This is a genomic window from Cellulomonas sp. McL0606 (genome assembly GCF_058248365.1).
The window spans coordinates 4180918-4197902 of record NZ_CM177779.1 but is presented as its reverse complement, the minus strand read 5'-3'; the positions used below and the strand labels follow the sequence as shown (position 1 = coordinate 4197902).

Here is a 16985-nt window from a genome sequence, read left to right as displayed (position 1 = left end):
TCACGGGTCAACAGATCGTAGGCGCCAGATGTTCCGGTGCCATCACCCGTCAGGACAGGGAGATCTCGGTCAGCTCGAGCCGGAAGGATCCGTCGGCCGTGGTCGGCAGCTCGGTGATCCACAGGACCAGCGACTGCGTCTCGGTAGGCGGGATGAGCGGGAACTGGGTCGAGGGTCCGAACGCTCCCGAGGCCAGGACGGGCCCGTCGGTGGGGTGCGCGGCGTCGGTGGCCCGGATCTCGACGTGACCGCCGGTGCTGTTCGAGCTCAGGGTCACCGCGTTCACCGTGGTCTTGGCGGTGAGGGTGATCGCGTAGCCCACAGCGGGCTTGAAACCCGCGAAGTCGGCGCGCTTGTACGTCTGGGTGTACCAGAACGTCGAAGGGTCGCCGTCGAACGCCCTTCCGACGGCCTCCTGGTGCTCGCCGTCGCTGTCGGACGGGTCGATGGTCGTCGCCGACGCGATGACGGGTGGTCCGGCCTGCGCGACGGGCGGGGGAGCGCCGGGCTGTGTCGCCGCAGCGGAGGCGGAGGCCGAGGCGCTCTGCGACACCGCCGGCTGGTCGGTGGTCGGGGATCGGGGGTCGAACCCGGCGAACAGCGTGCGGATCGCGATGATGACGCCGACGATGACCGCGATGCCGACGATGACCAGCACCAGGGCGGTCGGGTCGAACCGGCGCGCCACGATGGGGACCTCGTGCCCCTCGTGGCCCATCACCATGTCGAAGTCGGCGGCCGCGGTCGCCTGCGACACCGGCCGACGCGGGACCGTCGGCAGGATGACGGCCGGGACCACCGGGACCGCCGGTGCGGGCACCGGGGCTGGCGCGGGGGCCTGAGCAGGGGCGGGCACGGGGGTCGGGGAACGGGTGGGCACGGCCGGGGCGCCCGCGGGCGGGGTCGCACCGCCGAGGGTGTTGCCCCTGGTCGGGATCGCGGGCGGCGGGGTGCCGGGCAGGTTGGCACCGGGCGGCTGGGTCTCGTCGGCCCGGAACGCGCTCCGCACGGACTGGCGCTGCACGACGACCGGGGTCACGACCGCGGCGCTCTCCGCCTCCGGTGCGGCCTCCCCGGTCGGGGGGAACTGGTCGGCGACGGAGGCGGCAGCGACCGACGCACCGGCCGCGACCTCGCCGAGCCCGGACGAGCGGATCTCCCCCCACGGCTCCAGCTCGCGCACGAGCTCGCCGGGGCTGTGCGGCCCGTCGTCGTTCGGCCCGAGCGTCACGACGCACAGCGTGTCGAGGTCGTTGGGGACGCTGGGCACGAGCTCGGCGGGCGGGACGGGCGAGCCGTCGACGACCGGGGCCGGCGGGAGGGTGTCGCCCCCGGTCGGCAGCAGCGCCGACGGGTCGCCGGGCCAGTAGCCGGTGAGGGCGGCGTACAGCAGGCGGACCAGCCCGACCGCGTCGGCCCGGGTGGTGGACCGCGCGTCCCCGCCGGCGTCGCCGAGGAGGGCGGCGTCGAGCGCCAGCCCACCGACGAGGACCCGGCCGTCGGGGCTGACGTGCACGACCGACGGGCGCAGGGCGAGGTGGTGGACACCACGGCGACGGGCGACCTCCAGTGCGGCGGCGGCCTCGCCGACGACCGCGCGGGCCTGGTCGGCGGTCAGCGGCGCCCGGGCGGCAGCTTCGCCAGCGACGGGCCGGCGAGCTGCTCCGAGACGACGTAGCCGTAGCCGTCGTGCGACCCGACGTCGAGCACGCGCACGAGCCGGGGATCGGTCACCAGGGCGGCCCGGCGAGCGGCGTCGAGGGCGGGTGCGACGGCGCCGGACTCGAGCACGCGGACGCGCACGGCACGGTCGAGGATCTGGTCCGTGGCGTGCCAGGCGCTGGCGCCCTCGAGGTCCGAGTCGACCGGGGACAGCACGCGGTAGCGACCGGCGAGGACGGTGCCGCGACCGACGACCTCGCTCACCTGCACCTCCGCTCGAAGCCGACCGACGTCCGGGACCCCTGCATGCTAGCCGCGTCGCCCGGGAGCTTTCCGCAGCAACGGACCCAGAAGCCCGTCCAGCTCGCGCACACGCAGCACCCGCAGGCCCCCGACGTACAGCAGACCCATGATCGCCCCGACCACCACGCACTCGATCACGGCGCCGACGAACCGGTCCGGCAGCGCCCGTGCGAGCAGGAAGAGGACGAGCATCCCGACGGCGGCGGACACCAGGGCAGCCACGCCGGCGCGCGCATGCATCCGCAGGACCCGCCCGCCGTCCAGGGAGCCGATCCGACGCCGCAGCAGGACCTGCGAGTACACCATCCCCACGACGTACGACAGGCTCATCGACAGACCGATGCCGACCACCCAGTGCGTCGGCGAGAGGAATGCCCTGGACGCGTAGGCGCCGAGGACGACGACGACCGCCATCACGATCTGCACGGGCAGCATCGACCGCGCGTCCTCGTAGGCGTAGAACACCCGCTGATAGATCGACCAGACGCCGAACGCGGGCAGGCCGACGATCATGGCGAAGGCGACGGGTGCGACGGCGTGCGCGGACTGCGCCGCCGCCGTGAACAGCAGGACACGGGTGAGGGGAAGGGCGAGGACGGCGATCGCTGCCGTGGCGAACACGGTGAACACCCCGACGACGCGCAGGCTGTAGGACAGGTTGGCCCGCACGCCCGGCAGGTCGTTGTCGTGCGCGTGCGCCGAGAGCCGCGTGAACATGGCGGTGGCCAGGGACACCGTGACCAGCGAGTGCGGCAGCATGAAGATGAGGAAGCCCATGTCGTAGGCGTTCGGGCCGGCGACCGACCCGCTCGGCGCGCCCAGGGCGACGGCCGCCTGGGGCGCGGCGGTGGACACCTTGGACACGACGATGAAGCCCAGCTGCCCGACGCCCAGACCCGCGAGCGTCCAGGTGGCCACCCGCCCGGCGACGCCGAGGCCCGAGCCGCGCAGCCCGAACCGCGGCCGGTACCGCACACCGGCGCGCCGCAGCGCCGGGATGAGCACCGCGGCCTGCGCGACGACCCCGAGGGTGGCGGACAGCGCGAGCACCGTCGTCTGCGTCGTGGTCATCGAGCTCGCCTCGATGACCCCGTTGTGCTTGACGCCGCGGAACAGGGCGATGAACACGCCGAACCCGGCGATCGAGACGACGTTGTTGACGACCGGGGCCCACATGTACGGCCCGAACGACCCGCGGGCGTTCAGCACCTGGCCCAGCAGCCCGTACGCCCCGTAGAAGAAGAGCTGCGGGATGCACCAGAACGCGAACGTCACGGCGAGCCGGGTCTGTGTGGCGTTGTGGAAGTTCGAGTAGAGGCCGACCAGGATCGGTGCGGCGAGCGTGAGCACGAACGTGACCCCGGCGAGCGCGAGGAAGCCGATGGTCAGCAGCCGGTCGACGTACTCCTGCCCGGCGTTGCGCTTGTACGCCCGCACGACCTGCGGCACGAGGATCGCGTTGAGCACGCCACCGATGAGCAGCATGTACAGGATGTTCGGGGAGCTTGTTAGCCACCGCGAAGGCGTCGGCCACCTGGGTGGTGCCGCCGATGGCGGCGGCCAGCACCATGACCCGGACGAACCCGAGGACGCGTGAGGCGGCGGTGCCCGATGCCATGAGCGCCGCGCCACGGCGCACCCCGCCGTCGTCGCTCATGAACCGGGCTCGCCGCCGCCGAGCACGGGCAGCGGCGGCGGCTTCTCGGCGTCGACGCGCGTGCCGCGCCGCCCGCTCTGCCCGCGCCGGATGGTCCGCACGATGCCGAGCACCAGGCCGATCGCCAGCAGGACGCCGACGACCTTGGTGCCGACGCTCTCGATCGTGGGTGCGACCCGGGCGGTGAACGTCATGGGGGCCGAGACGGGCGTCCCGTCGTGGGCCGTGAGCCGGGAGTCGACGACGACCTCGCAGTTGGCGAAGGCGCGCAGGGTCACCGTGACGACGGTCGACGTCTTCGCCTCGACCAGGACGGGTGGGACAGCCTTCGCCTCGAGGCAGGCCTTGCGTGGCTGGACGGTGAGCAGCACGGTGGCCGGGACGTCGAGGGCGTTGGTGACGGTCATCCGGACCTCGTTCGAGGAGCTGACGGCGTGGACGTCTCCCAGCTGCGCGATGGACAGGCCGCTGGTGCGGGTGGTGAGGTCCGCGAGCACGCGGCTGACCAGGTCGGCACGCTGCCGGGGTTGGGCGCGCCAAGCGACGGCCAGGGGCGCGACGACCTCGGCGTCGACGCCCTTGAGCAGCGTGTCCGGCTCCTCCGTGACGGTCGCGAACGCGATCGCCTGGTCTCGCGCGGCGGCCAGGGCCCGGACCTGGTCGGGGGCGAGCGCCGTGGGGTCGGCGGCGCTCGCGGGCACGGTGGCCTTGCCGGTCGCCGCGTCGGCGCCGAGCAACGTCGACGTGTCGGTGACGTTCACCCACGGGGTGGTGTCGAGACCGCTCAGCAGTGCGGCGACGGTCGCGGTGTCCGGTCTCCAGTCCCGTCCCGCCGTCATCAGGACGTGCGGCTGGTCTGACGGGGTCTCCCGTGCCACGACGGCCAGCTCGGCGAGGGCCCGTTGGGTGGTGGTAGCAGGCGTCGCCTGGGCGTCGACCGAGGTCGGGTCGGTGAGCAAGGCGCTCAACCTGGTGTCCGGCACGAGGGCGTGCACCGTCCCGGCGGGGGTGCGGACGGCGGTCCGGGCCTCGGGCGTCTTCCCGCTCTTCGGCTTGTCCGCCTCGACGGACCCGGGGGCGACGACGACAGCGGGCTCGTGCACCTGCGCCGCGACGGCCAGCGTGGTCTGGTCGAGGTTGCCGCCCGTGGGCGTCCACAGGATGCCGGACGCGTCGATCCCGGCGGTCGAGGACGCGTCGACGGCGAGCTGCACGAGGGCCGACTGGTCGGCGTGCCCCGCCGCGCCGATGTCCGGGTCCGACCACGGCAGGGCCAGCACGTCGTGGTGCGCGAGGTCGGCGTCGAGCCCGGACGCCCAGGCCTGCGCCCGGGTGCTCCCACCGGCGGCCGAGGCGAGCAGGGCCGGGTCGACGGCGACGCCGATGTCGGGATGCGCGGCCAACGTCCTGGTCAGCGAGTCGAGGCGGCCGCCCGGCGCGACCAGCGAGTCCAGCGAGGCGGACTGCGGGGACAGCGGGTCGGCACCGGGTCCGACCACCGCGACCAGGACCGAGACGGGGGCCGGCGAGACCGCGGACTCATCGGGATACCAGAGCAGGAACGTGCGCTCGACACCCACGCGCGTGTGGCCGTCCAGCAGCTCGACCGACAGGCCCCGCGGCCCCCAGGTGTCCGGGAGGTCGAGCAGGTGGACGTCCGCCGCGGGCAGGGTGATCGGGACCGACGCGCTCTCGCCGACGCCGAGGGGATCAGCCAGCGTGACGGCGGCGACCTGCGGACAGGGTGACTTCGACGGGCAGGTGGTGCCCGACGTCCAGGACTCGAGGTCGTCGCGGGCGCTCACGAGGAACCGGCTGAGGCGCAGGGTCAGCATCGGCTTCTCGACGACGTCCGTGCCGGTGTTGGTCACGGTGGCGGCGACCGTCAGGTCCTGCCCGGGGCGCAGCACCGACGGGGAGATCTGGTCCACGTGGACGGTGACGGACAGCGGAGTGGCGTCGGCGGCGTCGGCCGGTGCGGCGAACGTGAGGGCAGCGCCCAGGGCCAGGGCCGCGCAGAGCACCCGGCGCAGCGTCGAGCGGGCGCTCATGCCTCGTCGACGAGGACCAGCAGGGCCGCCTCGGCGAGCCGGCGCTCGTTCGGGTAGGCCAGGACGTCGTGCAGGTTGGCGACCGGGACCCAGGCGGCCTCCTCGGCCTCCCCGTCCGGGTCGCCCTCGACGGACAGGTCACCACCGACGGCACCGAGCAGGAAGTGGTGCACGACCTTGTGCACGCGCCGGTCGTCGCCGCTGAACCAGTAGTCGATCACCCCGAGCCGCCCGACCACCTCGCCGACGATGCCGGTCTCCTCGGCGATCTCGCGGACCGCGGCCTGCTCGGGTGTCTCCGCGCCCTCGAGGTGGCCCTTGGGCAGGCACCACTCGAGACGACCCGCTCGGTTGCGGCGCGCGATGACCGCAGCGTGGGCGACCCCATCACGCCGGCTCACGACGATCCCCCCGGCGGACGTCTCGTCGACCACGGGAAGGGGCGGCGGCGCCGGCTTGCTGGGGGTGAGATGGGGGTCGATGCGCAACGCGTGGCCACCCGGCGGCGCAGGAACGCCCCCAGGGAACGATGGGCGCGCCGGGCTCGACATCCCGCCACTGTAACGACTACACGGTGGGGTGTCGGTCAGCCGTGCGGGAGGCGACGGTGCGACCGTCCGACGACCAGGCGACGGTGGATGTCTGGCAGGCTTGGACGAGTGCCCGCCGAACAGCCCGACGCATCCGCCCTCGACGCGCTCCGCCGTCGCGCCCTCGGCGTCCTGAGCAGCCTCCCGTCCGACGCCCTCGAGCTGGGCGAGGTGTTCCGGGCCGCGGGCCACGAGCTCGCCCTCGTCGGTGGACCGGTGCGTGACGCGTTCCTCGGGCGGGCATCGGCGGACCTGGACTTCACGACGTCGGCGTCACCCGACCAGACGCTCGCGCTGCTCGCGCGGTGGGGCGACGCGCACTGGGACATCGGCAAGGAGTTCGGCACGATCGGCGCCCGTCGCTTCGGGGGGCGCCGGCAGAACGGTCCCGACGACGTGGTCGTCGAGGTCACCACCTACCGGTCCGACGAGTACGACCCGACGAGCCGCAAGCCGGTGGTCGCGTTCGGGGACTCGCTCGAGGGCGACCTGTCCCGCCGAGACTTCACCGTCAACTCGATGGCGGTCCGGCTGCCCCAGCTGACGTTCGTCGACCCGTTCGACGGTCTGCGCGACCTGGCCGCGGGTGTCCTGCGCACCCCGGTCGACCCGCGCCAGTCGTTCGACGACGACCCGCTGCGCATGATGCGTGCGGCCCGGTTCGCCGCCCAGCTGGGCTTCGCGGTCTCCCCGGAAGCGCTCGCGGCCATCGAGAGCATGGCCGAGCGCATCACGATCGTCAGCGCCGAGCGGGTGCGCGACGAGCTGAGCAGCCTGCTGGTCTCGTCGACCCCCCGCGACGGGCTCGAGGTGCTGGTGGACACGGGCCTGGCCGACCACGTGCTGCCCGAGCTGCCCGCGCTCCGGCTCGAGATCGACGAGCACCACCGCCACAAGGACGTCTACGAGCACTCGCTGACCGTGCTCGACAAGGCGATCGCCCTCGAGACGGGCCCGGACGGCGCCGTGCCCGGCCCGGACCTTGTGCTGCGCCTGGCCGCGCTGCTGCACGACATCGGCAAGCCGCGGACGCGGCGGTTCGAGGCGGGCGGCGGCGTGAGCTTCCACCACCACGAGATGGTCGGCGCGAAGCTGGTCGCCAAGCGGCTGAAGGAACCCGGTTCGACAAGGCGACGGTGAGCGCGGTGGCCCGGCTGACCGAGCTGCACCTGCGTTTCCACGGTTACGGCGAGGGCGCCTGGACGGACTCGGCCGTGCGCCGCTACGTCACGGACGCCGGGCCGCTGCTGGAGCGGCTGCACCGCCTCACCCGATCGGACTGCACCACGCGGAACCTGCGCAAGGCCGCGCGGCTGTCGGCGGCCTACGACGACCTGGAGGCGCGGATCGGCACGCTGCAGGAGCAGGAGCAGCTCGACGCCATCCGCCCCGACCTGGACGGCACGCAGATCATGGCTGTCCTCGGACTGAGTCCGGGCCGCGAGGTGGGCGAGGCGTACACCTTCCTGCTGGAGCTGCGCATGGAGCGCGGACCGCTCGGGCCCGAGGTCGCGCGCGAGGAGCTCCTCGCGTGGTGGGCTACTCGCTCCTGACCACCAGGAGGCACACGTCGTCCTCCTGGCGGGTGCCGACGAACGTGGCGACGAGATGGTCGCGGATCGCGCTCGCGGACGCTCCTTCGGCGACGTGCGAGAGCTCGTCCGCCAGCATGGCGATCCCGTCGCGCAGCCCCCGGTCCCGCCGTTCGATCAGCCCGTCGGTGTACAGGACCAGCACAGCGCCCGGTGGGACGCCGATCGCGGCCTCGGGCCGGTCGAGGCCGGCCAGCCCGATGGGCGTCGACAGACCTTGGTCGAGCTGGAGGACCTCGCCGCCGGGCAGGCGCAGCAGCGGCGGCGGATGGCCCGCGCGGGCATAGGTGACGTGGGCGCCGACGCCCTGCGCCGACGACCAGCGCAGGTAGACGCACGTCGCGATGTCGGCGATGTCGAGCCCACGGACCAGCGCGTCGGCACGAGACAGCACCGCGCCGGGAGAGGATCCCTCCCACGCGTACGACCGCAGCAGCGACCGCGAGCTGGCCCATCGACGCCGCGGCGCGCAGGTCGTGACCCACCACGTCGCCGACCGCGAGCCCGACCGTCCCGTCGGGCAGCGGCAGGACGTCGAACCAGTCGCCACCCACCTGGGCGCGCCTGGCGGAGGGGACGTACGCGGTCGCGATGTCCAGGCCGGGGACGTCGGCGATCGTCGGCAGCAGGGACTGCTGCAGCGTCAGAGCCGCAGACCGCTCCGCCAGCAGCAGCCGGACGTTGTCGAGTGCCAGGCCGGCCCGCCGGCCGAGGTGCGCGGCCGTGACCACCGCGTCCGGGCTGAACTCGCCGTCGCTGACCAGGCACAGGACGCCGATCACCCGGTCCCGCGCCCGCAGCGGCACGATCATGGCCGAGATCAGCCCGAGCCGGCGCAGCAGGGCGAGCTGCGCGGACGTCGTGCGCTGGACCGTGTCCGTCAGGTCCACCCGGTACGGCGTGGCGACGAACCCCGGCGGGCTGGCGAGGGCCTCGGCGACCCGCGGCGCGCGGGTCAGCCAGCCGAGGTCCTCGTTGGCCAGCGCCTGCGCGAGCTCGCGGTCCGTCGGGTCGGCCACCACGAGGTGCACGCGCGAGTACCTGCCGCGCTCGTCGGTCATGGCGACGAAGCCCCACGTGGCCAGCGCCGGGATGGTGATGTCACCGAGGGCGTCGACTGCTGCGTCGTAGTCGAGATGGCGCGCCAGCTCGTCGCTGACGCGGGCGAGCAGGTCGAGGCGCGCGGTCGCCTGGGCGTCGAACCCGGCCTCGAGATCCAGAGCGTGCTCGGGCGGACTCCTTGGTGAGCCGCGCCTGGATGCCGACGTGGTGCGTGACCGTACCGGTCTCGTCCGTGACCGGGCTGATGACCACCTGGTTCCAGAACGGCGTCCCGTCGCGGTGGTAGTTGCGGATGATCGTGCCGATCGTGCGGCCCGCGTCGAGCGCGGTCCGGATCCGCGCCACCGTGCGCGGGTCCGTCTCGGTGCCCTGCAGGAACCGGCAGTTCCGTCCGACGATCTCCTCGACCGGGTAGCCGGTCAGGCGCGTGAACGCGTCGTTGACCCAGACCAGGGGACGGTCAGGCAGGCGGGCGTCGGCGATGCTCACGGACAGGTCGCTGCCGAGCACGGCTCGCAGCGGCAGGTCTTCGCTCATGCGGTGACGGGTTCCTGCGCGACCGCCGTCGAGCCGACACCACGCGACGCGAGGCCGTAGAGCAGCGCACCGGCGGCGTACCCCACGGCCAGCACCACGAACAGGCCCTGCGAGTACCCGGTGTCGGGGAGGGTCAGCGCGCCGAGCGCGGCAGCGCCGACGAACGCCGCGTTGTAGAGGACGTCGTAGAGCGCGAACGCCCGCCCGCGGTACTCGTCGTCGGTGTCCCTCTGCACGATCGTGTCGACGGCGATCTTGGCACCCTGTGCGGCGAGGCCGAGCAGCGTGGCGGCGGACAGGACCATGGCGCGCGACGACGACGTCGCGAGGAGCAGCTGGCTGGCCGCCGCGAGCACCAGGCACAGGACGATCCAGACCTGCGGCCCCGTGAGGCGCGCGAGCACGGGCGTGACGACCACGGCGGCGAAGAAGCCGAGCGCGGAGGCGCCGAGGATCGCCGCGAAGGTCTTGAGGCCGTCGTCGGTGTTCGCCGGGTCCGACAGCAGGTTGCGCGCGATGAGGATGCTCGCGATGAACGTCACGCCGTAGAGGAACCGGTGCACAGCCATGATGCCGAGGGCGCGTGCGGGAGTCCGACGTGCGAGCAGGTACTTCGCGCCCACGACGAAACCGCTGAAGATCAGGCCGAGCTGGGCGCGCAGCTGAGCGGCGCCCGCGCGTTCGTCGGGACCCAGCCGGTCCTTGCCCAGGCGGGTCGCCAGCGCGGCCGCTGCCGCCATGACGAACGCCGCGACGACGAGTGCGGCGGCGTCCTTGCCGCGGCCCGCGGGCAGCACGAGCCCGATCACGAAGCCGATCGCGCCGCCGATGCCCGCCGCGGCCGCGCCGAACGTCGGCGTCAGCGAGTTGGCTGTGAGCAGGAGGGGTCCGTCGACGGTGCGCGGCAACGACGCCGACAGGGCCGAGAGCAGGAACCGGTTGACGGACAGGTTGATCAACGCCAGCACGTAGACGGCCGGCGTGACCCCCGCGGTCAGCATGATCGTCGCGATGAGCGCGGTGAGGCCGACCCGCACGAGGTTGCCGACGACCAGCACCTGGCGCCGGCGCCAGCGGTCGAGCAGGACGCCCGCCCACGGCCCGACGATGGTGAACGGGAGCAGCAGCACCGCGAACGCGGCAGCGACCCCGGTCGCCGTGCTGGCGTTCTCCGGGGAGAAGAAGAACAACGTCGCCAGACCGGCCTGGAACATGCCGTCGGCCGTCTGGCTCACGAGCCGGACGGCGAACAGCTTGCGGAAGTCCCGCAACGGCCAGAGGGCCTTGAGGTCGGCGATTACCTGCACGCGCACATCCTCGCACCCGTCTGTCGCGCAACAGGCGCAGGCGTGGACCACCGGTACGGTACCGACTCGGTCTCGATCCCGGCCGATGCGTCACGTTCGTCGCGACCCCAACCGATCTCGCTGCCGAGACGTTCTTGACGGACGGCGACGTGCGCCGCGTGAAAGGGAAGAGGTTCGATGGCCAGGGGTTGGGAGCCGATGCTCGAGCAGGTGGCGCGCGAGCGCTATCCGAGGCTCGTGGCACGGGCGATGCTGCTGGTCCCGTCGCGCGCCGATGCCGAGGACCTCGTCCAGGAGGCGTTGGTGGCCACGTTCGCGGCGCGCGCCCGGTTCGAGTCCGTCGCGCAGGCCGAGCAGTACGTGCGCCGCGCCATCGTGTCGCGATTCGTCGACCGGGTCCGGCGCAGCGACCGGGAGAAGTCGGCCGCCGCGCGGACCGCCGCCCGACCGGCGTCGACGACCGATCTCGGCGCCCAGGTGCTGTCGACGAACCTCGAGGTCGCCCTGCTGGCGCTCAGCCCGCGGACGCGAGCCTGCGTCGTGCTCCGCCATCTCGAGGACCTGTCCGTGCGGGAGACCGCGTCGATCCTCGGGCTGAGCGAGGGAGCCGTGAAGCGGTACGTCTCGGACGGCGTCGCCGCCCTCAACGCGGCGTTGGGCACGACGAGCCCCGACGACCGCGACCCGGTGGTGCTCGTGCAGACCGAGGAGGTGCGCCGTGGAGCGTGACCTGAGAGACGTCATGTCGGAGAACCTGGGCGCCCGCGAACAGGCGATGAGAGGCATGGAACCGCCGGCCGCAGCCCTGGCGCGCACGGTCCGGACGGTCCGACGCCGCCGGGCGGTCCGGCACTCGACCCAGGCGGTCGGCGGGGTCGCGATCGTCGCGGTGCTGGCGGCGGGGTCCTGGTTCGGGCTCCGGGGCGCGCACGAGCCGCACCCCGCGGTGGCGCCGACCAGCTCGCCGACGGTCTCCCCGTCGCCGGACGCATCGACGCCGACGCCCAGCGCGACTCCCGCACCGACGGTGGTCCCCGACGCGATCCTCGGCCTGCCACCGACGCTGCCGCTGCCGCCGGGGCTGCTCCAGCAGACGACGCCCGGCTGGGTCCTGGCGGTGTATGGCTCCGCGGAGCCCGACCTCGGCACGGAGGACTTTGGCGACACCCTCCCCGGCTTCCTGGCCCACACGGTGGTGCTCGCCGCTCCGACCGGCGAGCTCTACCGCGTGGTCGACCTGCCGCCCGAGATGGGCCTGTCGCTGCTGACGTGGTCGGCCGGTTCGACCACGGCGATCGTGCGCGTCGACTGGCAGGGCGACTACGGCCAGGGCGCCGTCCCGCGCGCCGAGCTCGACCTGACGACCGGCACGATCACTCCCCGACCGATCGCGACGACAGAGTCAGGGATCGACGACTGGTACTTCGACGGCGTCGCGGCCGACGGGTCCGAGGTCTGGCGCACGCCGACGAGCACGGACGCCGTGACTGCGGACGTGTACTCCGTCGCGGCCGATGGCACGGGGCGCCGGCTCGGGGCCATGGGCCGCACGATGCTGCTCGACCCGACGGGTCGTCGCGGTGTCACGCCTCCCGACTCCTCCACGACGACCTTCGACCTGGTCGACCTCGTCGCGGGTGGGACCACGCACCACGACTATGGCGTGGCCGGCAAGGCGTGCGACGTCGTCGGCTGGCTGGACCCGGACGCGCTCCTGGCGACGTGCGTCACCTCCGGCTTCGACCGTTGGGCTGACCAGCCGAGCGGCGTCTCGGATGCTCAGGACTGGGCGTCGGCGGACCCGGGGATGTACCGGATCGACATCGGCGCGCACCGGAGGATCCCTGCTGGCGCCGCTCACCCAGTCAGAACCTCTGGCGTACACCTGGGAAGGCGCGTGGGTGCGTTCCGGCGAGGTGGCCTACCCGGCCGGTCAGCCGTATCTCCGGGTACGTGACTGTGACGACGCTGTGTTCTCGTGGTCGGGCGACGGGCAGACCCTTGTCCAGGGGCCGGGAGACTCCAGCGACAACTACTTGAGCGCCACCACAGCGGGCGACCGACTCTTCGTCGCCTCGAGCCCTGGCTGTGCCGGCGACGCCGCCCCGTTGAAGCTGACCGTCCACTCGCTCACCTCGGGCGAATCGACGGTCCTCCTGCCGGCCCCGCCGCTCACGCCGGCGGTCCAGAAGTGGGCGTCGGGCGTCGAGTCCTGGGTGGTCGGCCGCTGATGACCCCAACCTTTCCCGGCGCCCGCTCCGTTCTTGTTGGCGACGGCGTCGTGGCGGACGGATCGGGGGCGGGAACGCGGTGAGTGCCCGATGGGAGACGCTGCTCGAGCGGCTCGTCCGTGAGCGGTACACCCGCCTCGTCGGGCACGCGATGCTCGTCTGCGGGTCGCGCGCCGACGCGCAGGATCTCGTGCAGGAGGCGCTCATCGCCACGTTCTCGGGCAGGGCACGGTTCACGACCCTCGCGCAGGCGGAGCAGTACGTGCGTCGGGCCGTCGTCACCCGGTCGATCGACGAGTCGCGTCGACGGTCCAGCGAGCGCGGGGCGCTGGCGCGCCTCGGTGCGCGGCCGGTCGTCGCGCCCGAGGTGGAGCCGCGCGGGCTCGGCGCCGACGTGCGGCGCGCCCTCCAGGCCCTCGCTCCCCGGGAACGCGCGTGCGTGGTGCTGCGCCAGATGGAGGACATGTCGATCCGGGACACGGCGGCTGCGCTCGGGCTGAGCGAGGGAGCCGTGAAGCGGTACACCGCCGACGGGACGAGGCGGCTCGACGCGCTCCTGGGAACCACCACCGACCACCACGAGATGGCCGACGTCCGACTGACCGGAGGTGCGCTGTGAGCACGGAGAGCGGGTTCGCTGCTGGCCCGTGCGGTCGAGGAGCTGTCGCCGACCGACGGGCTGGACGCGTCACGGATGTCGAGGGTCGTCCGCTCGGTGCGGCGGCGTCGGCTCCGTCGGCACACGGTCGAGTCGGCCGTCGGGGTCGCCGCGGCGGGCGTCGTCGGCACGGCCGTGTGGGCCGGTCTGCAGCTGACGCCACCTCCGCCTCAGCCCGCAGCCCCGTCGGTCACCTCGACCCCGACCGTCCGGCCGTCACCCACCGTCGACCCGTCCCCGTCGACCCCGACCCCGAGCCCGAGCCCGACTCCGACCTCTCCGTCGGTGCCGGCCTCCTTCGGGCAGCCACCGTCGACGCCCGTCACGGACGCGATCCTCACGTCCGCGACCGAGGGGTGGTCCCTCGCTCTCGACCTGCCGGCGTACCGGGTCGCGGGTGGCACGGACGAGATCGTCGGGACGGAGGCCCTGTACCTGCTGTCGCCGACAGGCGATCGCTACAAGCTGCTGGACCTGCCGGAGAACCCGCCGGTCGCGGTGAACCAGCTGACCTACTGGAAGGCCGGCGAACCACGGGCCCTCGTGAGCACGTCCACGCAGGCCGGCGTCCCCGGCTACGCCTGGCTCGACCTGCGCACAGGCGAGCTGACCTCGGCGTCCGCCCCGCCCGGATGGACCGCCTGGATCGGCGTCTCCGCGACCGGGTCCATGGTCTGGGAAGCGATGACGGACCGAACCTACAGCGTCGTCGCACCCGACGGGACGACGACGAGCCAGACACCGATCGCGGCCGTGACCGAGCGCATGGCGGCGACCATGGATCCGACGCGGACCTACCTTCTCGGCGACGCCGGCCTGCTGAACCTCGTGACCGGGCGGCTGCAGCCCATGATCGGTGCCGGCATGAACCTGAGGGAGTGTCTGGTCGTCGGTTGGTCGGGCGACACCGAGCCGATCCTGAACTGCGCGGGTGGTGGTTCGCCGGCGCTGCGGCACGCCGTCCTCGTCCTGCCCAGCGCATCGATCAGCTACGGCGAACCCGTGTTCGCCGACCCGGGTCTAGCTTCGGATGACGGCATCGAGACGCTGCCCGACGGTCGACTCGGCTGCACGATGACGGTCGACGGCGTGTTCGGCGTCTTCGCTGTGGCGTCCGACGGAACGGCGACCCTCGTCCAGGACATGGGTCAGGAGACGGACAGGGGCACCGTCAAGGTGACCGTGGTCGGTGGCACGGTCTTCGTCAGCTCGGGCGGGATCGTCGTCGCCCACGACCTGGCCTCGGGCAGGTCGTACGACCTGAACACGATGCCCACGGAGTCGGGTGCTCCGTACGGGATCGGCCCGGTCACGTGGACGGGCGGCCCGCGGTGGTGGGTGATGGGCACCTCCTGGTGAGCTGAACCACGAAGCCGTCTCGACGGGTACGCACAGAGGCCCGCACCTCACGGTGCGGGCCTCTTTTGTGAACAGCTACGGGCTACTGCAGGTCAGCGCTCGTTCGTGCCATCGATGAAGGCCTCGAGCTGCTGGCGACCGAGGGTGTCCTCCATCTGCACGGGCGGGGACTTCATGAAGTACGTCGACGCCGACAGGATCGGGCCACCGACGCCGCGGTCCTTGGCGATCTTCGCGGCGCGCAGGGCGTCGATGATGATGCCGGCCGAGTTGGGCGAGTCCCAGACCTCGAGCTTGTACTCGAGGTTCAGGGGCACCTCGCCGAACGCGCGACCCTCGAGGCGGACGTAGGCCCACTTGCGGTCGTCGAGCCAGGCGACGTAGTCCGACGGGCCGATGTGGACGTTGCGGTCCTCCTTCTTGCCGCCCAGGGGGCCGGTCAGGTTGGAGGTCACGGCCTGCGTCTTGGAGAGCTTCTTGGACTCCAGGCGCTCGCGCTCGAGCATGTTCTTGAAGTCCATGTTGCCGCCGACGTTCAGCTGGTACGTGCGGTCCAGCACGACGCCGCGGTCCTCGAAGAGCTCGCGAGGACGCGGTGCGTGATGGTGGCGCCGACCTGCGACTTGATGTCGTCGCCGACGATCGGGACGCCGGCGGCCTCGAACTTCGCGGCCCACTCGGGGTCGGACGCGATGAAGACGGGCAGGGCGTTGACGAACGCGACGTTGGCGTCGATGGCGCACTGCGCGTAGTACTTCGCGGCGATCTCGGAGCCGACGGGCAGGTAGCAGATGAGGACGTCGACACGGGCCTCACGCAGGGCGGCGACGATGTCGACCGGCTCGGCGTCCGACTCCTCGATGGTCTCGCGGTAGTACTTGCCGAGACCGTCGTTGGTCACGCCACGCTGCACGGTCACGCCGAGCGGGGGCACGTCGGCGATCTTGATGGTGTTGTTCTCGGAGGCGACGATCGCCTCGGACAGGTCGAAGCCGACCTTCTTCGCGTCCACGTCGAACGCGGCGACGAACTCGATGTCGCGGACGTGGTAGTCGCCGAACTGCACGTGCATCAGGCCGGGCACGGTGCTGCCGGCGTCTGCGTCGGCGTAGTAGTGCACGCCCTGGACAAGCGACGCGGCGCAGTTGCCGACGCCGACGATGGCGACGCGGATGGAGGTCATCCTCGCTCCTTCTCGGTGGTTCGCGGTGGTACGACGTCGTCGTCACCAGCGGTGGTGTCAGCAACGGCCGGACGGCCGGTGCCTGCAGGACGGGTGCGACGTACGCCGCGCTCGTTGTCGATCAACCCGTCGAGCCAGCGGACCTCACGCTCGACCTGTTCGAGGCCGTGCCGCTGGAGCTCGAGGGTGTACTCGTCCATGCGCTCGCGGGTGCGGGCGAAGGACACGCGGACCGTCTCGAGTCGTTCGGTCAGGCGCGTGCGCCGACCCTCGAGGATCCGAAGCCTGGTCTCGGCGTCGGTCTGCGCGAAGAACGCGAACCGGACGTCGAAGTTCTCGTCCTCCCAGGTGGCCGGGCCGGACGACGCGAGGATCTCCTGGAGATGCTCCTTGCCGTCCGCGGTCAGCTGGTAGACGATGCGTGCGCGCTTGGACGCGACGGTGTGGGGTGCGACGACGGACTCCGTGCCCTGGATCCACCCGCGGTCGACGAGCGACTTGAGGCAGGGGTACAGCGAGCCGTACGACAGGGCCCGGAAGGAGCCGAGCACCAGGTTGAGACGCTTGCGCAGCTCGTAGCCGTGCATGGGTGCCTCGTGCAGCAGCCCGAGGATCGCCGGCTCGAGCACGTCGGAACGACCGCGCACGGGGGCACCTCCTCAGGCTGTTGGGCTTCTCGATGTATCAACTCGATACATCCGCAGACTATGTCGAGTTGAACGAACGGGGCAAGTCACGTGGCCGAGAGGTGACCTGGGCCACGTCGTACGGTCAGTTCTGCGCGCGCCCGCCG

The 16985-nt window shown here is 72.5% G+C and carries 15 protein-coding genes and 3 pseudogenes; 7 read left to right on the top strand and 11 right to left on the bottom strand.

Translation table 11 applies throughout. From position 1 onward, the window contains the following. Window positions 1-49: 49 nt before the first annotated feature. From AC38ZX_RS21575 to murJ, 3 genes are all read right to left on the bottom strand, one after another. Window positions 50-1516, bottom strand: coding sequence for a protein kinase family protein (locus AC38ZX_RS21575; RefSeq protein WP_491295854.1), 1467 nt, complete (start codon window positions 1514-1516; stop codon window positions 50-52). Window positions 1517-1614: 98 nt separating this feature from the next. Further along, window positions 1615-1926, bottom strand: a complete 312-nt coding sequence (locus AC38ZX_RS21570) for a protein kinase family protein (protein WP_491295853.1) — start codon at window positions 1924-1926, stop codon at window positions 1615-1617. Between the two features lie 45 nt (window positions 1927-1971). After that, window positions 1972-3450 (bottom strand): murein biosynthesis integral membrane protein MurJ, encoded by a 1479-nt coding sequence (gene murJ / locus AC38ZX_RS21565; protein WP_491295852.1) that lies wholly within the window; start codon window positions 3448-3450, stop codon window positions 1972-1974. Between murJ and AC38ZX_RS21560 the strand changes: the two genes are divergently transcribed. After that, window positions 3440-3562, top strand: a complete 123-nt coding sequence (locus AC38ZX_RS21560; RefSeq protein ID WP_491295850.1) for a hypothetical protein — start codon at window positions 3440-3442, stop codon at window positions 3560-3562. The two genes, murJ and AC38ZX_RS21560, sit on opposite strands and share 11 nt — an antisense overlap. A gap of 56 nt (window positions 3563-3618) precedes the next feature. On the opposite strand, the gene AC38ZX_RS21555 is transcribed toward AC38ZX_RS21560, so the two are convergent. Further along, on the bottom strand, window positions 3619-5673 hold the full coding sequence (locus AC38ZX_RS21555) for a DUF6049 family protein (protein WP_491295849.1): 2055 nt from the start codon (window positions 5671-5673) through the stop codon (window positions 3619-3621). Continuing rightward, window positions 5670-6224, bottom strand: coding sequence for an NUDIX hydrolase (locus tag AC38ZX_RS21550; RefSeq protein ID WP_426593851.1), 555 nt, complete (start codon window positions 6222-6224; stop codon window positions 5670-5672). Before AC38ZX_RS21550 ends, AC38ZX_RS21555 begins: the two co-directional genes overlap by 4 nt. Before the next feature lie 87 nt (window positions 6225-6311). Between AC38ZX_RS21550 and AC38ZX_RS21545 the strand changes: the two are divergent. Next, window positions 6312-7816: pseudogene (locus AC38ZX_RS21545) on the top strand (CCA tRNA nucleotidyltransferase). Here AC38ZX_RS21545 and AC38ZX_RS21540 read toward each other — a convergent pair. From AC38ZX_RS21540 to AC38ZX_RS21525, 4 genes and pseudogenes are all read right to left on the bottom strand, one after another. Further along, window positions 7803-8249, bottom strand: coding sequence for a PP2C family protein-serine/threonine phosphatase (locus AC38ZX_RS21540; protein ID WP_491295847.1), 447 nt, complete (start codon window positions 8247-8249; stop codon window positions 7803-7805). The pseudogene AC38ZX_RS21545 and the gene AC38ZX_RS21540 overlap by 14 nt on opposite strands. Window positions 8250-8601: 352 nt before the next feature. Further along, a pseudogene (locus AC38ZX_RS21535) lies at window positions 8602-9003 on the bottom strand (GAF domain-containing protein); the annotation flags it as partial. Then, window positions 8957-9454: a PAS domain-containing protein gene (locus tag AC38ZX_RS21530; RefSeq protein WP_491295846.1), complete on the bottom strand. Its 498-nt coding sequence runs from the start codon at window positions 9452-9454 to the stop codon at window positions 8957-8959. The gene AC38ZX_RS21530 and the pseudogene AC38ZX_RS21535, both read right to left, overlap by 47 nt. Beyond that, window positions 9451-10761, bottom strand: a complete 1311-nt coding sequence (locus AC38ZX_RS21525; protein WP_426596035.1) for an MFS transporter — start codon at window positions 10759-10761, stop codon at window positions 9451-9453. The genes AC38ZX_RS21530 and AC38ZX_RS21525 overlap by 4 nt, the downstream gene beginning before the upstream one ends. A 177-nt stretch (window positions 10762-10938) precedes the next feature. On the opposite strand from AC38ZX_RS21525, the gene AC38ZX_RS21520 reads away from it, so the two are divergent. The 5 genes from AC38ZX_RS21520 to AC38ZX_RS21500 all read left to right on the top strand — a co-directional run bounded on the left by AC38ZX_RS21520 (window position 10939) and on the right by AC38ZX_RS21500 (window position 15009). Continuing rightward, a complete protein-coding gene (locus tag AC38ZX_RS21520; RefSeq protein WP_491295845.1) occupies window positions 10939-11490 on the top strand; it encodes an RNA polymerase sigma factor in 552 nt (183 codons plus the stop codon). After that, entirely contained in the window at window positions 11480-12718 is a 1239-nt protein-coding gene (locus AC38ZX_RS21515) for a hypothetical protein (protein ID WP_491295844.1), read from the top strand. Before AC38ZX_RS21520 ends, AC38ZX_RS21515 begins: the two co-directional genes overlap by 11 nt. 151 nt (window positions 12719-12869) lie before the next feature. Continuing rightward, entirely contained in the window at window positions 12870-12992 is a 123-nt protein-coding gene (locus AC38ZX_RS21510; protein WP_491295843.1) for a hypothetical protein, read from the top strand. 79 nt (window positions 12993-13071) lie between these two features. Beyond that, window positions 13072-13611: an RNA polymerase sigma factor gene (locus AC38ZX_RS21505; protein ID WP_426593844.1), complete on the top strand. Its 540-nt coding sequence runs from the start codon at window positions 13072-13074 to the stop codon at window positions 13609-13611. A 75-nt stretch (window positions 13612-13686) separates the two neighbouring features. Then, complete coding sequence (locus tag AC38ZX_RS21500) at window positions 13687-15009, top strand: hypothetical protein (RefSeq protein WP_491295842.1); 1323 nt, start codon at window positions 13687-13689, stop codon at window positions 15007-15009. A 92-nt stretch (window positions 15010-15101) separates the two neighbouring features. Here the strand turns inward: AC38ZX_RS21500 and AC38ZX_RS21495 are convergent. Both AC38ZX_RS21495 and AC38ZX_RS21490 read right to left on the bottom strand, forming a co-directional pair. After that, window positions 15102-16192: pseudogene (locus AC38ZX_RS21495) on the bottom strand (inositol-3-phosphate synthase). Then, window positions 16189-16839, bottom strand: a complete 651-nt coding sequence (locus tag AC38ZX_RS21490; RefSeq protein WP_426593841.1) for a PadR family transcriptional regulator — start codon at window positions 16837-16839, stop codon at window positions 16189-16191. The pseudogene AC38ZX_RS21495 and the gene AC38ZX_RS21490 overlap by 4 nt, the downstream one beginning before the upstream one ends. Between the last annotated feature and the right edge of the window lie 146 nt (window positions 16840-16985).

Bases quoted from the DNA above. Each gene is read 5' to 3' on its own strand.
- AC38ZX_RS21560 (WP_491295850.1), top strand. From the start codon at position 3,440: ATGAGCAGCATGTACAGGATGTTCGGGGAGCTTGTTAGCCACCGCGAA.
- murJ (WP_491295852.1), bottom strand. From the start codon at position 3,450: ATGCTGCTCATCGGTGGCGTGCTCAACGCGATCCTCGTGCCGCAGGTC.
- AC38ZX_RS21555 (WP_491295849.1), bottom strand. From the start codon at position 5,673: ATGAGCGCCCGCTCGACGCTGCGCCGGGTGCTCTGCGCGGCCCTGGCC.
- AC38ZX_RS21550 (WP_426593851.1), bottom strand. From the start codon at position 6,224: ATGTCGAGCCCGGCGCGCCCATCGTTCCCTGGGGGCGTTCCTGCGCCG.
- AC38ZX_RS21530 (WP_491295846.1), bottom strand. From the start codon at position 9,454: ATGAGCGAAGACCTGCCGCTGCGAGCCGTGCTCGGCAGCGACCTGTCC.
- AC38ZX_RS21520 (WP_491295845.1), top strand. From the start codon at position 10,939: ATGGCCAGGGGTTGGGAGCCGATGCTCGAGCAGGTGGCGCGCGAGCGC.
- AC38ZX_RS21500 (WP_491295842.1), top strand. From the start codon at position 13,687: ATGTCGAGGGTCGTCCGCTCGGTGCGGCGGCGTCGGCTCCGTCGGCAC.